General features: G+C 58.2%; 17 protein-coding genes. 5 read left to right on the top strand and 12 right to left on the bottom strand.

Annotation, left to right across the window (positions count from 1 at the left end; all coding sequences use genetic code 11):
* Position 1 precedes the first annotated feature (1 nt).
* Positions 2–790 carry a 3'(2'),5'-bisphosphate nucleotidase CysQ gene (locus tag AC0JZ1_RS12670; RefSeq protein ID WP_471882711.1) on the bottom strand — a complete coding sequence of 263 codons (789 nt, stop codon included), beginning with the start codon at positions 788–790 and terminating at the stop codon, positions 2–4.
* 16 nt (positions 791–806) lie between these two features.
* Positions 807–2153 (bottom strand): TldD/PmbA family protein, encoded by a 1347-nt coding sequence (locus tag AC0JZ1_RS12675; protein ID WP_471882712.1) that lies wholly within the window; start codon positions 2151–2153, stop codon positions 807–809.
* A gap of 100 nt (positions 2154–2253) precedes the next feature.
* On the opposite strand from AC0JZ1_RS12675, the gene AC0JZ1_RS12680 reads away from it, so the two are divergent.
* Complete coding sequence (locus tag AC0JZ1_RS12680) at positions 2254–4053, top strand: monovalent cation:proton antiporter-2 (CPA2) family protein (protein ID WP_471882713.1); 1800 nt, start codon at positions 2254–2256, stop codon at positions 4051–4053.
* Here AC0JZ1_RS12680 and AC0JZ1_RS12685 read toward each other — a convergent pair.
* Genes AC0JZ1_RS12685 through AC0JZ1_RS12695 form a run of 3 tightly spaced genes read right to left on the bottom strand, consistent with a single transcriptional unit; the run spans position 4044 to position 7591 of the window.
* Positions 4044–4916, bottom strand: a complete 873-nt coding sequence (locus tag AC0JZ1_RS12685; RefSeq protein WP_471882714.1) for a patatin-like phospholipase family protein — start codon at positions 4914–4916, stop codon at positions 4044–4046. The genes AC0JZ1_RS12680 and AC0JZ1_RS12685 overlap by 10 nt on opposite strands.
* An 8-nt stretch (positions 4917–4924) precedes the next feature.
* The gene (gene rsmD, locus AC0JZ1_RS12690) at positions 4925–5488 is read right to left on the bottom strand and encodes a 16S rRNA (guanine(966)-N(2))-methyltransferase RsmD (protein WP_471882715.1); all 564 of its coding nucleotides are present in this window, start codon (positions 5486–5488) and stop codon (positions 4925–4927) included.
* 3 nt (positions 5489–5491) lie between these two features.
* Complete coding sequence (locus AC0JZ1_RS12695; protein WP_471882716.1) at positions 5492–7591, bottom strand: pseudouridine synthase; 2100 nt, start codon at positions 7589–7591, stop codon at positions 5492–5494.
* Between the two features lie 157 nt (positions 7592–7748).
* Here AC0JZ1_RS12695 and AC0JZ1_RS12700 point away from each other — a divergent pair, with 157 nt between their 5' ends.
* Positions 7749–8198: a nucleoside deaminase gene (locus AC0JZ1_RS12700; RefSeq protein WP_471882717.1), complete on the top strand. Its 450-nt coding sequence runs from the start codon at positions 7749–7751 to the stop codon at positions 8196–8198.
* Positions 8199–8202: 4 nt separating this feature from the next.
* Here AC0JZ1_RS12700 and AC0JZ1_RS12705 read toward each other — a convergent pair whose 3' ends face one another.
* The 6 genes from AC0JZ1_RS12705 to chrA all read right to left on the bottom strand — a co-directional run bounded on the left by AC0JZ1_RS12705 (position 8203) and on the right by chrA (position 15990).
* Positions 8203–8832, bottom strand: a complete 630-nt coding sequence (locus tag AC0JZ1_RS12705) for a hypothetical protein (RefSeq protein WP_471882718.1) — start codon at positions 8830–8832, stop codon at positions 8203–8205.
* 130 nt (positions 8833–8962) lie between these two features.
* Complete coding sequence (gene ileS, locus AC0JZ1_RS12710) at positions 8963–11920, bottom strand: isoleucine--tRNA ligase (protein ID WP_471883441.1); 2958 nt, start codon at positions 11918–11920, stop codon at positions 8963–8965.
* A gap of 333 nt (positions 11921–12253) precedes the next feature.
* A complete protein-coding gene (locus AC0JZ1_RS12715) occupies positions 12254–12502 on the bottom strand; it encodes a hypothetical protein (RefSeq protein ID WP_471882719.1) in 249 nt (82 codons plus the stop codon).
* A 145-nt stretch (positions 12503–12647) separates the two neighbouring features.
* Positions 12648–13643 (bottom strand): bifunctional riboflavin kinase/FAD synthetase, encoded by a 996-nt coding sequence (locus AC0JZ1_RS12720; protein ID WP_471882720.1) that lies wholly within the window; start codon positions 13641–13643, stop codon positions 12648–12650.
* 16 nt (positions 13644–13659) lie between these two features.
* Positions 13660–14508, bottom strand: coding sequence for a TIGR01459 family HAD-type hydrolase (locus AC0JZ1_RS12725; protein ID WP_471882721.1), 849 nt, complete (start codon positions 14506–14508; stop codon positions 13660–13662).
* A gap of 114 nt (positions 14509–14622) precedes the next feature.
* Positions 14623–15990, bottom strand: coding sequence for a chromate efflux transporter (chrA, locus tag AC0JZ1_RS12730; protein WP_471882722.1), 1368 nt, complete (start codon positions 15988–15990; stop codon positions 14623–14625).
* Between the two features lie 139 nt (positions 15991–16129).
* Here chrA and groES point away from each other — a divergent pair, with 139 nt between their 5' ends.
* The 3 genes from groES (at position 16130) to AC0JZ1_RS12745 (ending at position 18970) form a co-directional block, all read left to right on the top strand.
* Positions 16130–16426, top strand: coding sequence for a co-chaperone GroES (gene groES, locus AC0JZ1_RS12735; protein WP_062553120.1), 297 nt, complete (start codon positions 16130–16132; stop codon positions 16424–16426).
* Positions 16427–16498: 72 nt separating this feature from the next.
* Positions 16499–18136: a chaperonin GroEL gene (gene groL, locus AC0JZ1_RS12740; protein ID WP_471882723.1), complete on the top strand. Its 1638-nt coding sequence runs from the start codon at positions 16499–16501 to the stop codon at positions 18134–18136.
* A 249-nt stretch (positions 18137–18385) separates the two neighbouring features.
* Positions 18386–18970 (top strand): histidine phosphatase family protein, encoded by a 585-nt coding sequence (locus tag AC0JZ1_RS12745; RefSeq protein ID WP_471882724.1) that lies wholly within the window; start codon positions 18386–18388, stop codon positions 18968–18970.
* A gap of 45 nt (positions 18971–19015) precedes the next feature.
* On the opposite strand, the gene AC0JZ1_RS12750 is transcribed toward AC0JZ1_RS12745, so the two are convergent.
* The gene (locus AC0JZ1_RS12750; protein WP_471882725.1) at positions 19016–19330 is read right to left on the bottom strand and encodes a hypothetical protein; all 315 of its coding nucleotides are present in this window, start codon (positions 19328–19330) and stop codon (positions 19016–19018) included.
* Positions 19331–19334 lie beyond the last annotated feature (4 nt).

Below are 19334 nucleotides of genomic sequence, written 5' to 3' on the forward strand. Positions count from 1 at the left end.
GTCAACAGGAGCCAATGCCCTCTAACAGGCTTTCCAGAACATGTTCAGCCCCGGCGCAGAGTTCTTCATGCGCAACCCCACGACGATTATAGGCAAGACGCTGACCCTCGGCATCCACCAGCCTGCCGCCAGCGCATTCCAGAATGATATCGGCTGCTGCCAGATCCCAATCATGCGAGTTGCGCTTGACCACTGTGCCATCGATCCGGCCATCCGCCACCATGGCAAGACGATAAGCCAGCGATGGGACATGGCGAATGCGCGTCAAGGTTTGGCGCAACTCCTTCGGGAAGCGCACCAGCATGTCTTCCGGCAGTGCAATCTTGCGTGGTTCGCCCGCTTGCGCCTCAGATACGCGGATCACATTTCCGTTTTTGAACGCCTCGCCACCGCTCACCGCCCAGAATTCTTCCCTCAGCGCCGGCGCGAACAGTACGCCTGCCACAGGCTGCCCGCCGTGCACCACAGCCACGCTGACGCACCAGACCTTATCGCCATTGATGAAAGCCCGCGTGCCATCGATCGGATCGATGACGAAGACAGTCGAAGCGGTCAGCCGCGTTTCATCGTCATCGGTCTCTTCAGACAGCCAGCCATAATCGGGCCTTTCCCGGCCAAGGATTGCGCGAATTCGATCATTGGCGGCAAAATCGGCAGCACTCACAGGCGAACGCCCACCCTCGTTCTTCCACCAGACCTCTGGCGATTGACCGAAAAAGCCAAGCGCCACCTCTCCCGCCTCGCGGGCGGCGTGTCTGATCAGCGATAGGTCTTCTGTCCAGTCTGTCATTGCGGTCTTGCGTGGTTCACCGTCCGGCAAGCGTCATGCCCTCGATTGCGATGGTGGGGGCTGCCGTGCCGAACTTGCGGTCAATGTCGTTGGCGGGTGTCACGCGCATGAACATGTCCTTGAGGTTCGATGCAATCGTGACTTCAGAAACCGGATAGGCGATTTCGCCATTCTCGATCCAGAAACCGGTTGCACCCCGGCTGTATTCTCCGGTGATCATGTTGACGCCATGGCCGATGAGTTCCGTCACGTAGAAGCCGGTGCCAATGCTGCGGATCAGGTCTTCGGGCGAAATATCACCCGGTTCCAGCGCCAGGTTGGTGGAGGCTGGCGTGACACTGTTGCCGCCTCGTACGCCACGTCCATTGGTGGGCAGGCCCAATTCCCGGCCTGTGGAGGTGGAGAGGAACCAATGATTGAGGACGCCGTCCCCGATCATGACCAATCGCTCGCCTTGCACGCCTTCGCCATCGAAGGGGCGCGACGAGGAGCCGCGCACGATCAGCGGATCGTCGGTCAGATGCAGGCCGGATTTCAGCACCTGTTGGCCCATCTTGTCGCGCAGGAAGCTGGTCTTGCGGGCAACCGAGGCCCCGTTGATCGCGCCGGCAATGTGCCCGACGAAACCGCGTGCGAGACGCGGCTCGAACACCACCGTGACATTGCTTGCCGTTGGCACCTGACGTGGGTTGACGCGTTTCACCACCCGTTCGCCTGCACGTCGTCCGATCTCTGCCGAGCTATCGAGATCAGCGGCATAAAGACGGCTATCGAATTCGTAATCGCGCTCCATCTTGGTGCCCTCGCCAGCGATAACGCTGACGGAGCGACCGAAGCGGCTGGCCATGTAGCTGCCGGAAAAACCATGCGACGTCACAAGCACCAAACCGCCTGCCCCGGCAGAGGCACCAGCGCCGGAAGAATTGCTCACACCTTGAACGGCAAGTGCGGCCGCCTCACAGGCCAATGCCTCTTGCGTTAACGATTCCGTTGAAATCTCCGTCGGATCGAAAAGCTCAAGATCCGGGAATTCATGGGCCAGATCCTTGGCTTCGGCTTGGGTCGCAAACGGATCTTCCGGCGAAACCTTGGCCATGGCAACGGCACGTTCGGCCAGCGCCTTCAGATCAAAGCCCGGATTGGCGGAAACGCTCGCCACCCGCTGCCCGACAAAGACGCGCAACGAAAAATCATCGCTTTCCGAGCTTTGTGTATTTTCCACCTTGCCGAGGCGAACACTGACGGAACGGGATCTCGACCGCACGATCACGGCATCCGCCTGATCGGCCCCCGCCTTCTTTGCCAGATCGATCAGATCACCGGCCCGCGCCAGCAGAGAAGAAGAGGATATTTCAGACGCCATGATTATACCTTTCGTTCACGAACCATGTATTGTGCGCTCAAGAATCCATCAAGGGTGAGTTGGAGATTCTTCCACTCTCGCCCATCGCATCGAGATACCTATGGCTGCCCCTGATCCGCTTTTCAACGAGACCCTTCTTCTTTTGGGCGGCGCTGTACTTGCAGCACCCATTTTCCGCAAACTAGGCCTGGGCACGGTGCTGGGTTATCTGGCGGCAGGCGTCGTGATTGGCCCAATCCTGCGGCTGATTTCTGATCCGGAAGAGGTTTTGCACGTCTCGGAACTCGGCGTTGTGTTTCTGCTCTTCATTATCGGGCTGGAATTGAAGCCGACCCGTCTTTGGCAGATGCGCGGCGATATTTTCGTGCTCGGCACGGCGCAGGTTCTCTTTTCCGGCCTCATTCTCTCCGGCCTTGCCTATCTCGCCAATATCGCCAGCTGGCAGGGAAGCGTGATTGCGGGCTTTGGACTTGCCCTTTCCTCCACGGCTTTTGCGCTGCAAATCCTGGCGGATAACGGTGAAACCAATGCGCTTTATGGCAGGCGGGCCTTTTCGATCCTTCTCTTTCAAGATCTGGCTATCGTGCCGCTTCTGGCGCTGGTCACCATCCTTGGCTCCGGCCCCGAAGCCAGCACCTCCACCATTCTCGTGGATGTTGGTCGCGCCGTGGTCGCCATTGTCGCCATGATTGTTGCGGGCCGCTATCTGCTAACGCCGATGTTCCAGATCATTGCCCGCACGGGTGCACGTGAAGTCATGCTGGCGGCTGCCCTTCTGGTGGTGCTTGGGTCTGCGGTTGCCATGCAGCTCGTTGGCCTTTCCATGGCCATGGGGGCTTTTTTAGCGGGTATCATGCTTGCCGAATCCAGCTACCGGCATGAACTGGAAGCGGATATCGAGCCCTTTCGTGGGCTGCTGCTTGCCATGTTCTTCATGGCTGTGGGCCTGTCGCTGGATCTGAATGCCATTCTTTCAAACCTGCTGCTGATCCTCGCGGGTGTGCCGCTGTTCATGTTGGCAAAAGGTCTGGTGATCTTCGTTCTGTGTCGGCTTTGGGGGTCTAACAAAGAGGATTCGTTGAGCATTGCAGCCCTTCTTCCGCAAGGCGGGGAATTCGGGTTCGTGCTGTTTACCACAGCTGTCAGTGCCGGGCTGCTTTCGGCTCAGACCTCCTCGTTGCTGATTGCCAGCGTTACGCTATCCATGGCCCTCACCCCACTTGGAGCTGCCCTCGTGCGGCGCACCCTGCCAGATGGAAAGCCGCATGAGGAAATCGAAGAGGATTTCGAGGGTGCCGGTGCGGATGTGCTGATGGTGGGCTTTTCCCGCTTCGGCCAGATTGCCGCGCAAATCCTGCTGGCTGGTGGGCGCGATGTCACCGTGATCGACGATTCGCCGGATCGTATTCGCCAGGCGAGTTCCTTTGGTTTCCGCATCTATTTCGGGGATGGAACACGCAAGGAAGTGCTTCTTGCCGCAGGCATCGAACGCGCCAAGATCGTTGCGGTCTGCACCCATCGGCGGGATATTACCGACCGCGTAGTGGACCTGATCCGGGCGGAATTTCCCGAAGTAAAGCTCTTCGTGCGCTCCTATGATCGCATCCACACGATTTCTCTGCGAGCCCGCGAAGTAGCCTACGAACTTCGCGAGACGCTGGAATCTGGTCTAGTCTTCGGCCAGAAAACGCTGGAAGCGCTGGGCAAGACGGAAGCCGAAGCCGCTGAGATTGTTGACGATATCCGCGAACGCGATGAGGAAAGGCTGCAGATCCAGGCGGCGGAAGGTCTCTCAGCTGGCCTTCACATGCTGCACACGCGCCCCGTTCGCCCGGAGCCTCTTACCAAGCCAAAGCGGGTGCCAACCGTGCAGGATGCGGAATCCGCCGGTCAGGCGTGAGCCAGAATTCCTGCATAGGCACGCTTCAGCTCATCCTTGATCGGATCGGATTCCTCCAGGATTTCCCGCGCTTTCAGGAAATCCAGCACACGGAAACGGTTGACCGAGGGACGCAGGAAGATATGCGGCGGGTGCAGTTTCATCTTGATGGCTATGGCCGATTGCATCATCAACTGGCTAGCCCCGAACATGCTGTCGAAGCGGTTGGGGGCATGGGTTCCATCGCCTTCCGGCGCACCAACCACATCAACACCGATGACGATGTCGCACACATCCATCAGGTGTTCCCATGGGATTGGATTGAAGATGCCGCCATCCACCATGATGCGGCCATTGATGCGCACCGGCATGAAAAGACCCGGAATAGCCGCGGAAGCTGCGATAGCCGTGTGCAGGTTGCCGCTTTCCAGCATGGCTTCCGCTTGCCCGTAGTAATCGGTAACGGCAATCTTCAACGGAATTTTGAGATCAGCAAAATCCTGCGGAATGGCGCTGGGCAGGAAGGCTTCCAGAATACGCTCAAGATTGAAATGGCCAAGACGGAAACCGCCGATGCCATCACGCATGCTGGCGGGTCCCAGTGACCATAGCCGGTTGAGAACCGCGCCGCGATTGCCGATGGTTTCTAGCGTGTAGGCCCGGATTTCGGACCCGCTCATGCCAGCGGCCATGCCAGCGCCGAAAATGGCACCGATGGAAGACCCGGCAATGGCAACCGGGCGGATGCCCATTTCATCCAGCGCTTCAATAACAGCGATATGGGCGATGCCACGCGCACCGCCACCACCGAAGGCAATGGCGACACGCGGCACTCTTCCATCCGACACGGGCTTCTCATCAAGGAGCGAAATCCGTGTGGTCATGAGGTGCCTCAGCCTGGCTGATAACGGAAGAAATCGACGCGGGTATCGCCAAATACGCGGCTTTCCAGCGGCTGGAACACGGGATCGCACTGGATGGCGACGTCTGCCCGCTCTTCCAGCACGACAAGCGCGCCGGACATGATCCAGCCACCCTGATGCGCGGAAAGAAGCGCCGTTTCACCAAGACCCTGACCATAAGGCGGATCGGCAAAGACGAAATGAAACGGCTCGATATTGCCGACAGACCCGAGCTTTGTGGCATCGCGCCGCATGATGCGGGCGCGGCCATGCAAGCCGAACTGCTCGATATTCTCCCAGAGAATACCGCGCCCTTCGACGCCGTTCTCAACAAAGAGCGCCGTGCGGCAACCACGCGACAAAGCTTCCAGACCAACGGCTCCCGTTCCGGCGAAGAGGTCCAGCACACGTGCTGAACCCTCAATTGCTTCCGGGTAAACATGCCCGATGATGTTGAACAGGCTCTCGCGGGTCCGGTCTATCGTTGGCCGGATCGCATTCGTTTTCGGCGTGACCAAAGAGCGGCCGCGAAACTCACCACCAACAATGCGCATCAATTAGCCCCTTGGACCTCTGGAGCGGTTTCCACCGCCCTTCGGGCCAGAACCGGGACCACGGCTACCGGAGGGCTTGCCACCGGGACGACCGCCGGAAGGCTTCCCGCCACCCGGTTTACCGCCGAAGGACTTTCCACCACCCGGCTTGCCGCCGAAGGACTTTCCACCGCCTGGCTTGCCGCCTTCAGATCTGCCACCGAAACCGCCGCGCGCGCCATCACGCTCACCGGAGGGACGGCCACGACCTTCGCCGCGTTCGCCGAATGGCTTGCCACGAGCCTCGCCGCGCTCACCTTGCGGCCGGCCAAAGCCACCCTCGCGGTTCGGGCGTTCCGATCTTTCCGAACGCTCGCCACGGAAAGGACGATCGCTGCGCGGCGGACGGTCGCCACGATCCGGGCGTTCGCTACGCTCGGTTCTTTCAGCCCGGAACGGACGGTCTGTGCGTGCGGGACGGTCAGAACGCTCTCCGCGATCCGGTCTCTCGCTGCGGAATGGACGCTCACCACGCGGTGGGCGATCCCCATTGTCAGGGCGCTGACCGCGATCTGATTTTTCCCCACGGAAGGGGCGGTCAGAGCGTGCCGGACGCTCGGAACGTTCACCGCGATCCGGTCTGTCACCACGGAAGGGTGGGCGGTCCGAACGTTCGCGGCGTTCGCCACCACGACCACCGAAGCCGCGATCACCCTCATCACGCGAACGCTCCGGCGGGGATTCAGCGCGAATCCAGTCGCTATCCCCTTCAACGCGGTTGACGTTAGAGCGGCGTGTCTCTTGCTGATCCTTCTTGAAGAAGCGTTCAGCCTCGGCGCGGGCCGCAGATTTTTTCTCTACGCCATCTGCCGTTGGACGTGCACCCGGTGCCATCCACACATTGGCTGTGCGCGACGAACCCATGGGTGGGCGCTTCTTCGGCTGCTCCTCATCGAAGCGGCCGCCGCCCCTGCCCTCGGATTTGCCCTGGAACTTGCCGCCGGACCGACCGGCTGGCTTGTCACCGAACCGGCCCTTCGGCTTATCACCAAAGCGGTCCCCGCCTTCGCGTCTTGGCTTGGCACCCCGGTCATCACGCTCAGTGCGCTCGCCACGGTCGCTCGTCCAGCCCCGATCTCCATCGGTGCGCGCTGCCTTTGGCTGCGGCTTTTCCTCGTCAGCGACAGGATTGCTATAGATCGGCGCGTCGAAATTGGCCTTGGATTCTTCAATCAGGCGCGGACCCAACTGGTCGCGCAACATGCGGCCACGCACTTCCACCACATGGCCTTCCGGCAGGTCTCCAAGCTGGAACGGGCCATAGGAAATGCGGATCAGACGGTTCACGTCGAGACCGAGCGCTCCCAGCACGTTCTTGATTTCGCGGTTCTTGCCTTCGCGAAGCCCCATGGTGATCCACACATTGTGGCCCTGGGTGCGATCCAGCGTGGCATCGATGGAGCCGTAGAGAACACCATCGACCGCAATGCCATCCTTCAGCTTGTCCAGATCTTCCTGGCTTACCTCACCATGGGCGCGCACGCGGTAGCGGCGCAGCCAGCCAGTTGTCGGCAGCTCCAGAACACGGGAAAGACCACCATCATTTGTGAGAAGCAGCAGGCCTTCGGTATTGATATCGAGGCGACCGATGGACATCACACGCGGCAGATCATCCGGCAGGTTTTCAAACACTGTCGAACGGCCTTCTGGATCGGAATTCGTCGTCACCAAACCGGCTGGCTTGTGGTAAAGCCAGAGGCGCGTGCGCTCGATGCCGCGGATCGGCTGGCCATCCACCTCGATCTTGTCCGCCAGCGTGGCATTCACCACCGGCGTTTCCAGCACCTTGCCATTGAGACTGACACGGCCTTCCATGATCATGCGCTCGACATCGCGACGAGAGGCAATACCTGCACGTGCAAGGATTTTGGAAATGCGCTCCGGCTTATCGGCCGTCGCTGCCGCTGCTTCCGCAGCATCTACAGCGGGCTTGCGCGAAAACTTCGGTGCACCCTTTTCGCCGGAAAAGGATGAACCGCCATTTTTGCGCGGTGCGTTTGTTTTTTTGCTGTCGCGAGCGAAGGGTTTGCCCCCTTCGCGCTTCGGCTTGTCTTTAAAGCTCATTCGTTGTTTGCCTGAAGCGTGGGTCGAGCGGCAATCGCCCGGACCGAGTGCGTGTTGACTTATACTTGCATCTTGTCGCATCTCGGAAAACCGGCGCGACGCAGGTTGGCAGTGTTCCTATCAGGTCAAGCCCGCCGGGTTAAGAGGGAATCGCCGCATGGGCGGGACAAATCGTTTCATGGACGCGGCATTTGAGGAGGCCGAAAAGGCCGGGCAGCGCGATGAAGTGCCGATTGGTGCGGTCGTGGTTCTCGACAATCGCATTATCGGGCGCGGCGGCAACCGCACCCGCGAGTGGAAAGATGTAACCGCCCACGCGGAAATCGTGGCACTGCGCATGGCTTGCGAAGAGGTATCCGAGGAACGGCTGGTGGGAGCTGATCTTTACGTGACACTGGAGCCCTGCACCATGTGCGCAGGCGCCATATCTTTTGCGCGGATACGCCGCCTCTATTACGGCGCGAACGACCCAAAGGGGGGTGCGGTGGAAAGCGGTGTGCGCTTTTTCAACCAGCCGACCTGCCATCACGCGCCGGAAGTATATTCCGGTCTGGCCGAAACGGATTCAGCCAGACTGCTGATGGATTTCTTTCGATCCAGACGCTAACCCCTTACTTGAAGGGGTTCCACCAGGAAGATGTATTGGCGGAAGCAGCCGCGGCAGACTTCTTACGCTCACGCTCTTTCTTCAACTCCGGCTCGCCCAGATCGTTCAAATTGGCATTATCGGCAATGCGATACTGCGTTGGCGGTTCTGTCAGCGTGCGGCGCTGGCCAACGACTCCGGGGCTTTCCGCATTGGCCTTGGCCTGACGGAAGGCTTCCCATTTCTGGCTTTCAGTCATGGTTCCAGCGGTTCCGTTGCCAGCCAGAAGCGGCGAACGGTAGTTCGGATTGTTCTTGTTGGCTTCAGCCTCATCGCGAAGACGTGCGCGGGTCTCTTCTGGCGATTCGAGCCAGTTGGCATTGGAATCGCGGCTGGCGAGAGAGGTTTGTGGCGCGGGAAGCTGGTCCGTCCGCGTCTTGTTCACCACAAGTCCGGGGCGTGGATTATACTTGGTGTTGGGCTTTTCACTCGGTCCCATAGAGACAGCCGAGCCAAGGTCATCCACCAACTGTTCTCCGGCAGTCTTGCTTGTGCCGTAGGTTGGGCTGGACATGCAGCCGGACAAACCCATTGCAGCAAGAATGGCCACGGCGCACACGCCAGACCTTGCACGAATTGCCTGCATCGTCTTCATACGAACCCTTCCAGACGCGCCCGTCCCGGCACGCGAGATCTTCAAAAACCTCGACTGACCGAAAATTCCGGCCAATTTCAGGCAGACTTACCGGATGACGCGCCAAAGCGCAATCATCCGGTCAGAGACTTCACTTACTCGCGGCCAATTCCCGCAGCGCCTGGGCATCCCGCGCAGAGACATCCGGGTAGTCGGGATCGGAGCCGACATCCTTCGTGATCTTCCACGAACGGGCGCATTTCGTGCCTTCCGCAAGCTTGGGCTCAACGGCAACCTTGGTGCCATCGTCCAAACGGAATGCATCGGATGGGCCTTCACCTGCCACCACGGAAATATCCGAGGTGATGCAGATTTCCGCGAAATCCAAGCCATCCAAAGCCTTCAACAGCTCATCATCGCCCACATGAACGACGGGAGCCGCTTCGAGCGAAGAACCGATACGCTTTTCCTTGCGCTCGACTTCCAGAGCACCCGTCACCGCACGGCGAACGGCACGAACGCTTTTCCACTTGTTCGAAACAGCATCGTTTGCCCATTCAGCCGGAACCACCGGGAACTGTTCCAGATGAACCGATTCCGCCTGTGGATTGCGCGAAAGCCATGCCTCTTCCGTGGTGAACGGCATCATGGGCGCAAACCAGAGCACGAGGCAATCAAACAGCTTGCGGATGACATAGAGTGCCGCGCGGCGCTTCAGGCTGGACGGCGCATCACAGTAAAGCGTGTCCTTGCGGATATCGAAATAGAAGGCCGACAGTTCCACATTGGCAAAATCCGACAAAGCGCGAACGATGCGCTTGAAATCGAAATCGTCATAGCCCTTTCGCACCAGCTGATCGAGTTCGCTGAGGCGATGCAGCATGAGCTTTTCAAGCTCTGGCAGATCGGCGTAAGCAATCTCATCGCCGTGGTCATGCGCCAGCGTGCCAAGCATCCAGCGGATCGTGTTGCGGATCTTGCGATAGGCATCGATATTGGTCTGGATGATCGTCTTGCCGAGGCGCTGGTCCTCCGCATAATCCGTGCTCATGACCCAGAGACGCAGGATATCGGCACCCGATTCCTTCATCACATCCTGCGGCGTCACCGTATTGCCGAGAGACTTCGACATCTTGCGGCCATCTTCCGCCATGGTGAAACCATGCGTGATGACAGCATTATAGGGCGCGCGGCCGCGGGTGGCGCAGCTTTCGAGCAGCGAGGAATGGAACCAGCCGCGATGCTGGTCTGAGCCTTCCAGATAGACATCGGCTGGCCATTTCAGGTCTGGCCGGTCTTCCAGCGTAAAGGTGTGGGTGGAACCGGAATCGAACCAGACATCGAGAATGTCAGTGACCATCTGCCACTTCTCACCGTCATGCTCGGTTCCGAGGAAACGCTCTTTCGCGCCCTCGGCAAACCAGGCATCGGCCCCTTCCTTCTCGAAGGCTTCGAGAATGCGGGCATTGACCTCCCCATCCTGAAGCACATTGCCTGCCGCATCGGCAAACACGCAGATCGGCACACCCCAGGCGCGCTGACGCGAGAGAACCCAATCCGGGCGCTGCTCGATCATGGCGCGAAGGCGGTTCTGCCCTCCGGCGGGAACGAAACGCGTCTGGTCGATGGCGTTCAAAGCGCGGGTACGCAGCGTCGTGCCGTCGGAGAGGTCCTTGTCCATATAGACGAACCACTGCGGCGTGTTGCGGAAGATAACCGGCTTCTTGGAGCGCCAGGAATGCGGGTAATCATGCTTGATGCGACCACGGGCAAACAGGTTGTTCGCAGCAATCAAGGCTTCGATGACGCGCTTGTTGGCATCGCCCTTCTTGCCGTTATCGTCGATCACGCGGGCAGCACCACCTTCAGCCGATGGGCCGAAACCGGGTGCTTCTTCCGTATAGAAACCGGCATCGTCAACCGGGAATGGAATCTTGGTGTCAATGCCGCGGACTTCGAGCTGGCGGACATTTGCCATCCAAGCCTCAAAGTCTTCGCGACCATGCGACGGCGCGGTGTGAACGAAGCCGGTGCCAGCGTCATCGGTGACGTGATCACCGTCGAGCATGGGGACGTCAAACAAATAACCGTCAGCGAGGTTCCTGAGCGGATGTGCACATACCACGTTGCCCAACTCATCGCCACTTACGTCACGGATGAACTTGAAACCTACCTTGGCCTTTGCAGCCGCTTCTTCAGCAAGTCGCTTGGCGAAGATCAACTTTTCACCCGGCTGTGGACCAAACTCATTCGTCGCTTCGGAGACCTCGTAGAGACCGTACTCGATCTTCGAGGAATAAGAGATCGCCCGATTGCCAGGGATGGTCCAAGGTGTGGTGGTCCAGATCACCACGTATGCTTCCTCTTGCACCAGAGGGGCATTGACCTGTTCAGGGGTAGGACTTGTTCGGTATCCTTCAGTCACTCCCCGCACTACCGGGAACTTCACCCAGATCGTGTCGCTCTCAACCTCGGCATATTCCACCTCAGCCTCGGCCAGAGCTGTGCGCTCCACAACCGACCACATGATGGGCTTGGAGCCGCGATAGAGCTGGCCGCTCATGGCGATTTTCAGGAGTTCGCCTGCGATGCGGGCTTCCGAATGGAAGGCCATGGTCGTGTAGGGATGATCGAAATCGCCTTCGATGCCAAGGCGGCGGAATTCTTCCGATTGGATATTGATCCAGCCTTGGGCAAATTCGCGGCATTCCTTGCGGAATTCGTTGATCGGAACTTCGTTCTTATCCTTGCCCTTGGCGCGGTAGGCTTCCTCGATCTTCCACTCGATCGGCAGGCCGTGGCAATCCCAGCCGGGAACATAGTTGGAATCGAAGCCGCGCATCTGGAACGAGCGGGTGATGACATCCTTCAGCACCTTGTTCAGCGCATGGCCAATGTGGATGTTGCCGTTGGCGTAAGGAGGGCCATCATGCAGCACGAATTTTTCGCGGCCAGCAGCGGAGGCGCGCAGGCGCTTGTAAAGCCCCATCTGCTTCCACTTCTGTGCCATTTCCGGCTCTTTTTGCGGAAGACCGGCGCGCATAGGAAAATCCGTTTGGGGCAGGAAAAGCGTGGTGGAGTAATCTAGTTTGTCCGTGGTCTCGGTCATGATCTTGCCATTGAATGGGCGGCCTTCAAAAAGCGCGCCTCGAACTGAAATGTAGGAGAGCGAGAAGCGTCGGGCGGCAGTCACAGGCGCCAGATCAGCGCAAACAGCCGGGAAACGCCAAAAACCCGGACCTTTCAGCGCCGTCAGGCTGCCAGAAAGGCCGGGCCAATAATTCGAAGCGTGCTTATTGGCTTAAGCTGTGTCATCGGGCGGTTGTTTAAGCGGTTTTGCCCGGAAAGAAAAGAGACAAGTCCGACCCTTAAAAACGAAAGAAGCGGAATGTCCAGCCATTCAGGCGAGACTATTCCGCTTCAATTTAAAAAGATGGGTAAATCAGGCAGCGCGGGATAGGCTTGCATTGCCGCTCATGAGCTCTACCACTGTAGAAGCGGGAGCGCGGCGAATATCCCTTTGGTCCTTGCTGACGAGTGTTGCATATTTCAGCGCTGCTTCCTCGCTGGCGAAAAGACCGCCGAAACGATTGGCTTCATCCTGAAGGACCCAATAACCGTGCTGGTCGCGGCCAATGGTAAAACGTGGAGAAGACCGGAAATTTGAACGCTGATTTGCAAATTCACTCATGACACGCACTCCTTCTGGTAAAAGGCCGGACGCCATGCCCGGCCATGAAGGCGCATCTTTTAGCGCATCTTGAACACAAAAGCCTATGACTTTCTGCAATCCTGTCATGCAACTTGTTCAAAGACCAATGTCAAAGGGCGAATGCTCAAGCTTCGCTGGCTGCGAAGGCAAGCTTTCGGTCGAGTTCGGTCAACGGCTGCACGCCGGCCAGAAGCGCCCGCGCCTCTTCCTCATCCCGTTTCATCTGCGCTACCAGTGGGTCCAACCCATCGAACTTCAGTTCTGGCCGCAGATAACCGAAGAAGGAAACGGCAGCGGTTTCGCCGTAAAGGCTTCCTGAAAAGCCAAAAACGAAGGTTTCCAACAGTGGCGCGCCATTATCCGTTACCGTCGGGCGGCGACCGTAGCTTGCCACACCATCAAAAATCTCACCGTTTTGCCTGCGAAAGCGCACAGCATAAATGCCGGGTTTCAAACCAGCTTCTGCGGCAATGCGCATGTTGGCGGTAGGATAGCCCAATGTGCGACCCAGTTTTTCGCCGTGCACCACTTCCGCTTCCACCGTGTAGCGATAACCCAGCAGCCCTGCTGCCTGCACAACATCACCATCGGAGAGACAATCACGGATGCGGCTGGAGGAAATTACCTCGGCATTCTCATCGCGGAAGGCATCAACCAAGGAAACTTCGAAATTATGCCGACGTCCCGCTTCAATCAGGAATGCAGGCCCGCCTTCGCGCCCCCGCCCGAAGTGGAAATCAAAGCCGGTGACCACAGCGCCCGCCGCCAGCCACTCCACCAGCACGGCCTGTACGAACTCTTCGGCGCTACGCTTTGAAAACTCGCGGTCGAAGGGATATTCAAGCACCGCATCGAAGCCCATCGCCTCTAAAAGACGCGCCTTCAAAGGTGCTGGCGTCAGGCGGTAGACAGGCTGATCAGGCTGAAACAGGGTGCGCGGGTGGGGCTCAAACGTCAGCACGAGGGCCGGCACGCCCCGCGCCTTTGCAACTTCCAGCGCTTTTTCCAGAACGCTGCGGTGGCCACGATGCACACCATCGAAATTACCGATGGCAATCACGCCGCCCTTTAAGGCTTCGGGCAGCGCTTCCTTCTGTTCATTGCGGTGAAACACGGTCATCAGTCTATCAATTCCATCAGGCCAGACGTGGCATCCACCATTTCGGCGTTGCTGCCTCACGCTTCAAGTAAGCGTTCAAAATTGCCTCGTCGGTTTCACCATTCACTGTGTATTCCGCCGCGTGAATGCCGCCGGAAATGTAGAGAAGATCGAGCCCGTAAGAGAGAGCGCCCTTTACATCGGTCGGCATTCCATCTCCCACCGCAATCACCTTTGAGAGATCCACTTCGCCCTTCACCTCACGGGCGGCGGCAAGCGCTGCCTCGTAGATCGGGCGGTGGGGCTTGCCGGCAATGCGGGTTGAGCCACCCAGCTGTTCGTAATAGGCGGCAACCGCCCCGGCGCAAGGGATGATGCGATGACCGCGCTCCACCACCAGATCAGGGTTGGCGCAAATCAGCGGCGCACCCTTCTCTTGAAAACGCGTCAGCATGTCATGATAATCTTCCGGCACTTCCTTTTCGTCATCGAAAAAGCCGGTGCAGACAATTGCATCCGCCTCTTCCTCACCGGTGACCTTAACATCCAGTCCATCGAAAAGCGGCATATCCCGCTCAGGCCCAAGCAGGAACACGCTTTTGGGACCTTCCGCGATAAGTTTACGCGTTACGTCGCCGGAGGTGACAATCCGGTCATAGGTGCCATCCGGCACGCCGATATCGCGCAGCTGGTCGATGACGCCGGGTGCCGGACGCGGCGAATTGGTGATGAGAACAACAGCGAGACCCGCCTTGCGCGCCTCACCCAATGCCTCTGCAGCAGCAGGAAATACATCAATGCCGTTATGCAGAACCCCCCATACATCGGACAGGACCACGTCATAGCCTGTCGTGATTTCGCCAAGGGTATTGATGCGCTTTGCCATAATGATCCGGTCTGTTCTGAATGCGTTTCTGCTGACATGGCAAAGCTGAGGGCCAATGGCAAGGAGTTTTGCCCCTAAAGCGTGAGGAGTGAATCTGAAAGATCGCGGCACGCTTTAGTGGCCGAAGGAGTGCCACGCCATACCGAGTGCGGCGCACAGAAGAAGCACCTTCACCATGCCCATGTTGAAGCGCATCAACAATAGGGCCGAGAGAGCAAACAGAGCAAGCGCAGCCGGATCGATGCTTGAGGGGCTTGGCCACCAGAGCCCCGGCCCATTGGGCCAACTTTCTCCCAACAGCGGATAGTGTTTCACTTCGGCAAAAATGACATGGAGACCAAACCAGAGCGCGAGATTACCGATAACGCCGACCACGGCAGAGGTAATGGCCAAAAGCGCGGCAGACACCTTGGCATTGCCCTGAAGGCGCTCGATGAAAGGCGCGCCTGCAAAAATCCAGATGAAGCTTGGAACGAAGGTGGCCCAGGCCGTCAACAAGGCGCCGATGATACCGCCAAGCACGGGATCAAGCCCCGGCACACCGCGAAAACCGACGAGATAGCCGACAAAGGAAAGCACCAGCACCAGAGGGCCGGGCGTCGTCTCAGCCAGAGCCAATCCATCCACCATCTCGCCGGGTTTCAGCCAGCCGTAATTCTCCACCGCCACCTGCGCCACATAGGCCAGCACCGCATAGGCGCCGCCGAAGGTGACCATGGCCATTTTGGAAAAGAAGGTGAACATAGCCGCCAGCCCTTCCGCCCCTGCAAGTGACCAGAGAACCAGCAGCGGCAATTGCCATATCACAACCCAGAAAATAAGTGAAAGAGCCGAGCGTCCAGGCGAAAACCGCCCTTCCCCGGCGCTAGGTGCGGCAGGCGAATATTGCGCGACTGCACGTCGGCTGCGCAAATAGCCTAAAATGCCCGCCACCAGCACCACCAATGGGAAAGGCAGGCCCAAAACAAAAAGCGATAAGAAGGCCCCAACGGCCAAAACAGCCTGGAAGCCCGTCTTTAATGTCTTGGCCGCAAGCCGCACCATGGCTTGTACGACAATGGCGAGAACCGCAGCTTTCAAGCCAAAGAAAAGCCCGCTCAACCACTGCGCATCCTGATAAAGCGCATAGGCTGTGGACAAGGCGATGATGACGGCCAGACCCGGCAACACGAAGAGCAGGCCAGCAACAATGCCACCGCGCACGCCAAACTTCATCCAGCCAATATAGGTGGCCAATTGCTGTGCTTCCGGCCCTGGCAGCAGCATGCAATAGCTGAGCGCATGGAGAAAACGCTGCTCATCCACCCAGCGGCGCTCTTCCACAATGGCCTTGTGCATGAGGGCGATTTGTCCCGCCGGACCGCCAAAACTCAGGAAACCAATGCGGGCGAACACTTTGACAAGCTCTGAAAAACTAGGGCTTTCAGCGACTTGGGCCGTGTCATCAGCCTGCCATGATGATGAACGAAAAAAATTGGACATTTTTTGATGCGACCCGTTCTTGACTCGGCGGAAGCCCAATCTTATCTCTGCGCCGCTGGCACTCGAAAGTGACGAGTGCTAACAGCAGAGATACGGGTCTCTAAAGCCCGTCAATGTCATTTGATCGAGGGAATAGACAATGGCAAGCACCAATTTCCGCCCGCTGCACGACCGCGTTGTCGTTCGTCGCGTCGAATCCGAAGCAAAGACGAAGGGTGGCATCATCATTCCTGACACCGCGAAGGAAAAGCCGCAGGAAGGCGAAATCGTCGCCGTCGGTTCCGGCGCTCGCGATGAGTCTGGCAAGATCGTAGCGCTCGACGTCAAGGTTGGTGATCGCGTTCTGTTCGGCAAGTGGTCCGGCACGGAAGTGAAGCTCGACGGCGAAGACCTTCTGATCATGAAGGAAGCCGACATCATGGGCATCATCGGCTGATTTTTGCCGACTGACACGTCCACCACAAGATTCGAACGACAGTGAGCTTGAATAGCTCAGAGGAGTTTTAAAATGGCAGCTAAAGAAGTAAAATTCGGCCGCACAGCCCGCGAAAAGATGCTGCGTGGCGTCGACATTCTCGCTGATGCCGTCAAGGTAACGCTCGGCCCGAAGGGTCGTAACGTTGTTATCGACAAGTCCTTCGGCGCTCCGCGCATCACGAAGGACGGTGTATCGGTCGCCAAGGAAATCGAACTGGAAGACAAGTTCGAAAACATGGGCGCCCAGATGGTTCGCGAAGTAGCGTCGAAGACCAACGACATCGCGGGCGACGGCACCACCACTGCAACCGTTCTTGCCCAGGCTATCGTTCGCGAAGGCCAGAAGGCCGTTGCTGCCGGCATGAACCCGATGGACCTGAAGCGCGGTATCGATCTGGCCGTTGCTGAAGTTGTCAAGGACCTGCAGGCCAAGGCAAAGAAGATCAACACCTCTGAGGAAGTTGCTCAGGTTGGTACGATCTCTGCTAACGGCGACACGCAGGTTGGCAAGGACATTGCCGAAGCCATGCAGAAGGTTGGCAACGAAGGTGTTATCACCGTCGAAGAAGCCAAGACTGCTGAAACCGAACTGGAAGTCGTCGAAGGCATGCAGTTCGACCGCGGCTACCTTTCGCCTTACTTCGTCACCAACCCTGAAAAGATGGTTGCTGACCTGGAAGATGCTTTCATTCTCCTTCACGAGAAGAAGCTTTCCAACCTGCAGGCCATGCTGCCGGTTCTCGAAGCCGTTGTTCAGACTGGCAAGCCGCTCCTCATCATCGCTGAAGATGTTGAAGGCGAAGCTCTTGCGACCCTCGTTGTCAACAAGCTGCGTGGCGGCTTGAAGATTGCTGCGGTCAAGGCTCCTGGCTTCGGCGATCGCCGCAAGGCCATGCTGGAAGACATCGCGATCCTCACCGGCGGTACCGTGATCTCTGAAGATCTCGGCATCAAGCTCGAGAACGTGACCCTCGACATGCTTGGCCGTTCCAAGAAGGTTTCGATCTCCAAGGAAAATACCACGATCGTTGACGGTGCTGGCCAGAAGTCCGACATCGAAGGCCGCGTTGCGCAGATCAAGGCTCAGATCGAAGAAACCTCTTCCGATTACGACCGCGAAAAGCTGCAGGAGCGTCTTGCAAAGCTCGCTGGCGGCGTTGCCGTTATCCGCGTTGGCGGTGCAACGGAAGTGGAAGTGAAGGAGCGCAAGGATCGCATCGACGACGCTCTGAACGCAACCCGCGCTGCTGTTCAGGAAGGTATCGTACCGGGCGGTGGTACTGCTCTGCTGCGTTCTTCCACGAAGATCGCCGTCAAGGGTGCAAACGACGACCAGGAAGCTGGCATCAACATCGTTCGCCGCGCTCTGCAGGCTCTGGTTCGCCAGATCGCAGACAACGCCGGTGACGAAGCTTCCATCGTTGTTGGCAAGATCCTCGAAAAGAACGAAGACAACTTCGGCTACAACGCTCAGACCTCTGAGTATGGCGACATGATCGCCATGGGTATTGTTGACCCGGTCAAGGTTGTTCGCACCGCTCTGCAGAACGCAGCATCCGTTGCTTCGCTGCTGATCACGACGGAAGCCATGATCGCAGAACTGCCGAAGAAGGACGCACCTGCAATGCCAGGCGGCATGGGCGGCATGGGCGGCATGGACATGATGTGATAGGCGACAAGCCTATCACAGGACAGGTCCATCCAAGCCGCCCATCATCTAAAAGTGGTTCAGTGCGTCAAGCGCACTGAACAGGCGGCATGGACATGATGTAAGACCTGCGGGTCTTTGCATCTGGGCCATCCGGTTCAGGAATACGGAAAGGGCGTCGGGAAACCGGCGCCCTTTTTGGTTGCCCGCAACGCTGCCGGACTTGTAACCAATCATGGTACCGAGAATATCGGGGGGAGAAAAACAATCATGAGCGAGCGACCGCCAATTTTTCTCATCAGGCACGGCGAGACCGTCTGGAACTCGCTTGGGCGCTACCAAGGCCGACTGGATTCACCGCTTACGACGAATGGACGCGCCCAAGCCGAGAAGGTTGCGGCACTGCTGAAAAGCCAGATTGGCCACTCGGCTTCAGAGATGAATTTTGTTGTAAGTCCGCTTGGAAGGACGCAGGAGACCGCCAAGATCATCACGGCCCACACAGGCTATCACTTTTCGACGGAGGAGAAGCTTGTGGAAGTCTCAATAGGCCGTTGGGATGGGATGACCCGATACGAGATCGAAATGGAATACCCGGTTCAAATCGCAAATTCCAATGAGTTCAATTGGTTCTTCCGATCTCCAGATGGAGAAACCATTGAGGCCGTGCTGGACCGCGTCCGTCTCTGGTTCGACACTTTGACACAGCCCACTATCGCAGTTTCGCACGGTCTACTTGGGCGTATGATCCGCGGTCTCTATTTAGGAATATCGCATCAAGAGATGCTGAGCCTGCCCGTACCTCAAGATGGGTTGTTTCGCCTATCAAAAGGCATGGTTGAGACCATCAACTAGAAAGGGAGGGCCAATGCCCTCCCCCAAACCGGCTGTATTTAAATCTCAGTAGTAGCCATATCCATTATGGCTCTTGCGGTAGATGTTGCGAGAGGCGCGATCCTGCATCCGCTCTATTTTATGGCGCTCGCGGCGGGTGACGTAGCCATCGCGGGCGGCACGCGCCTGGGCGCGATCAATGCGTTGCTGCTGGCGCATGAGCCTATGGGCTTCACGCGGCGTCAACTCGCCTTGGCGCAGAGCCCGATGGATGCGATGCTCCTGTCGATATTCCCGCGCCTCTGAGCGATAGGTCTGCGCAAACACCGGCACAGACGACGCCATGACAAGAGCTAGCGCGCTGATGATGAGCTTTTTCATGAGT

This window comes from Affinirhizobium capsici (assembly GCF_977018625.1).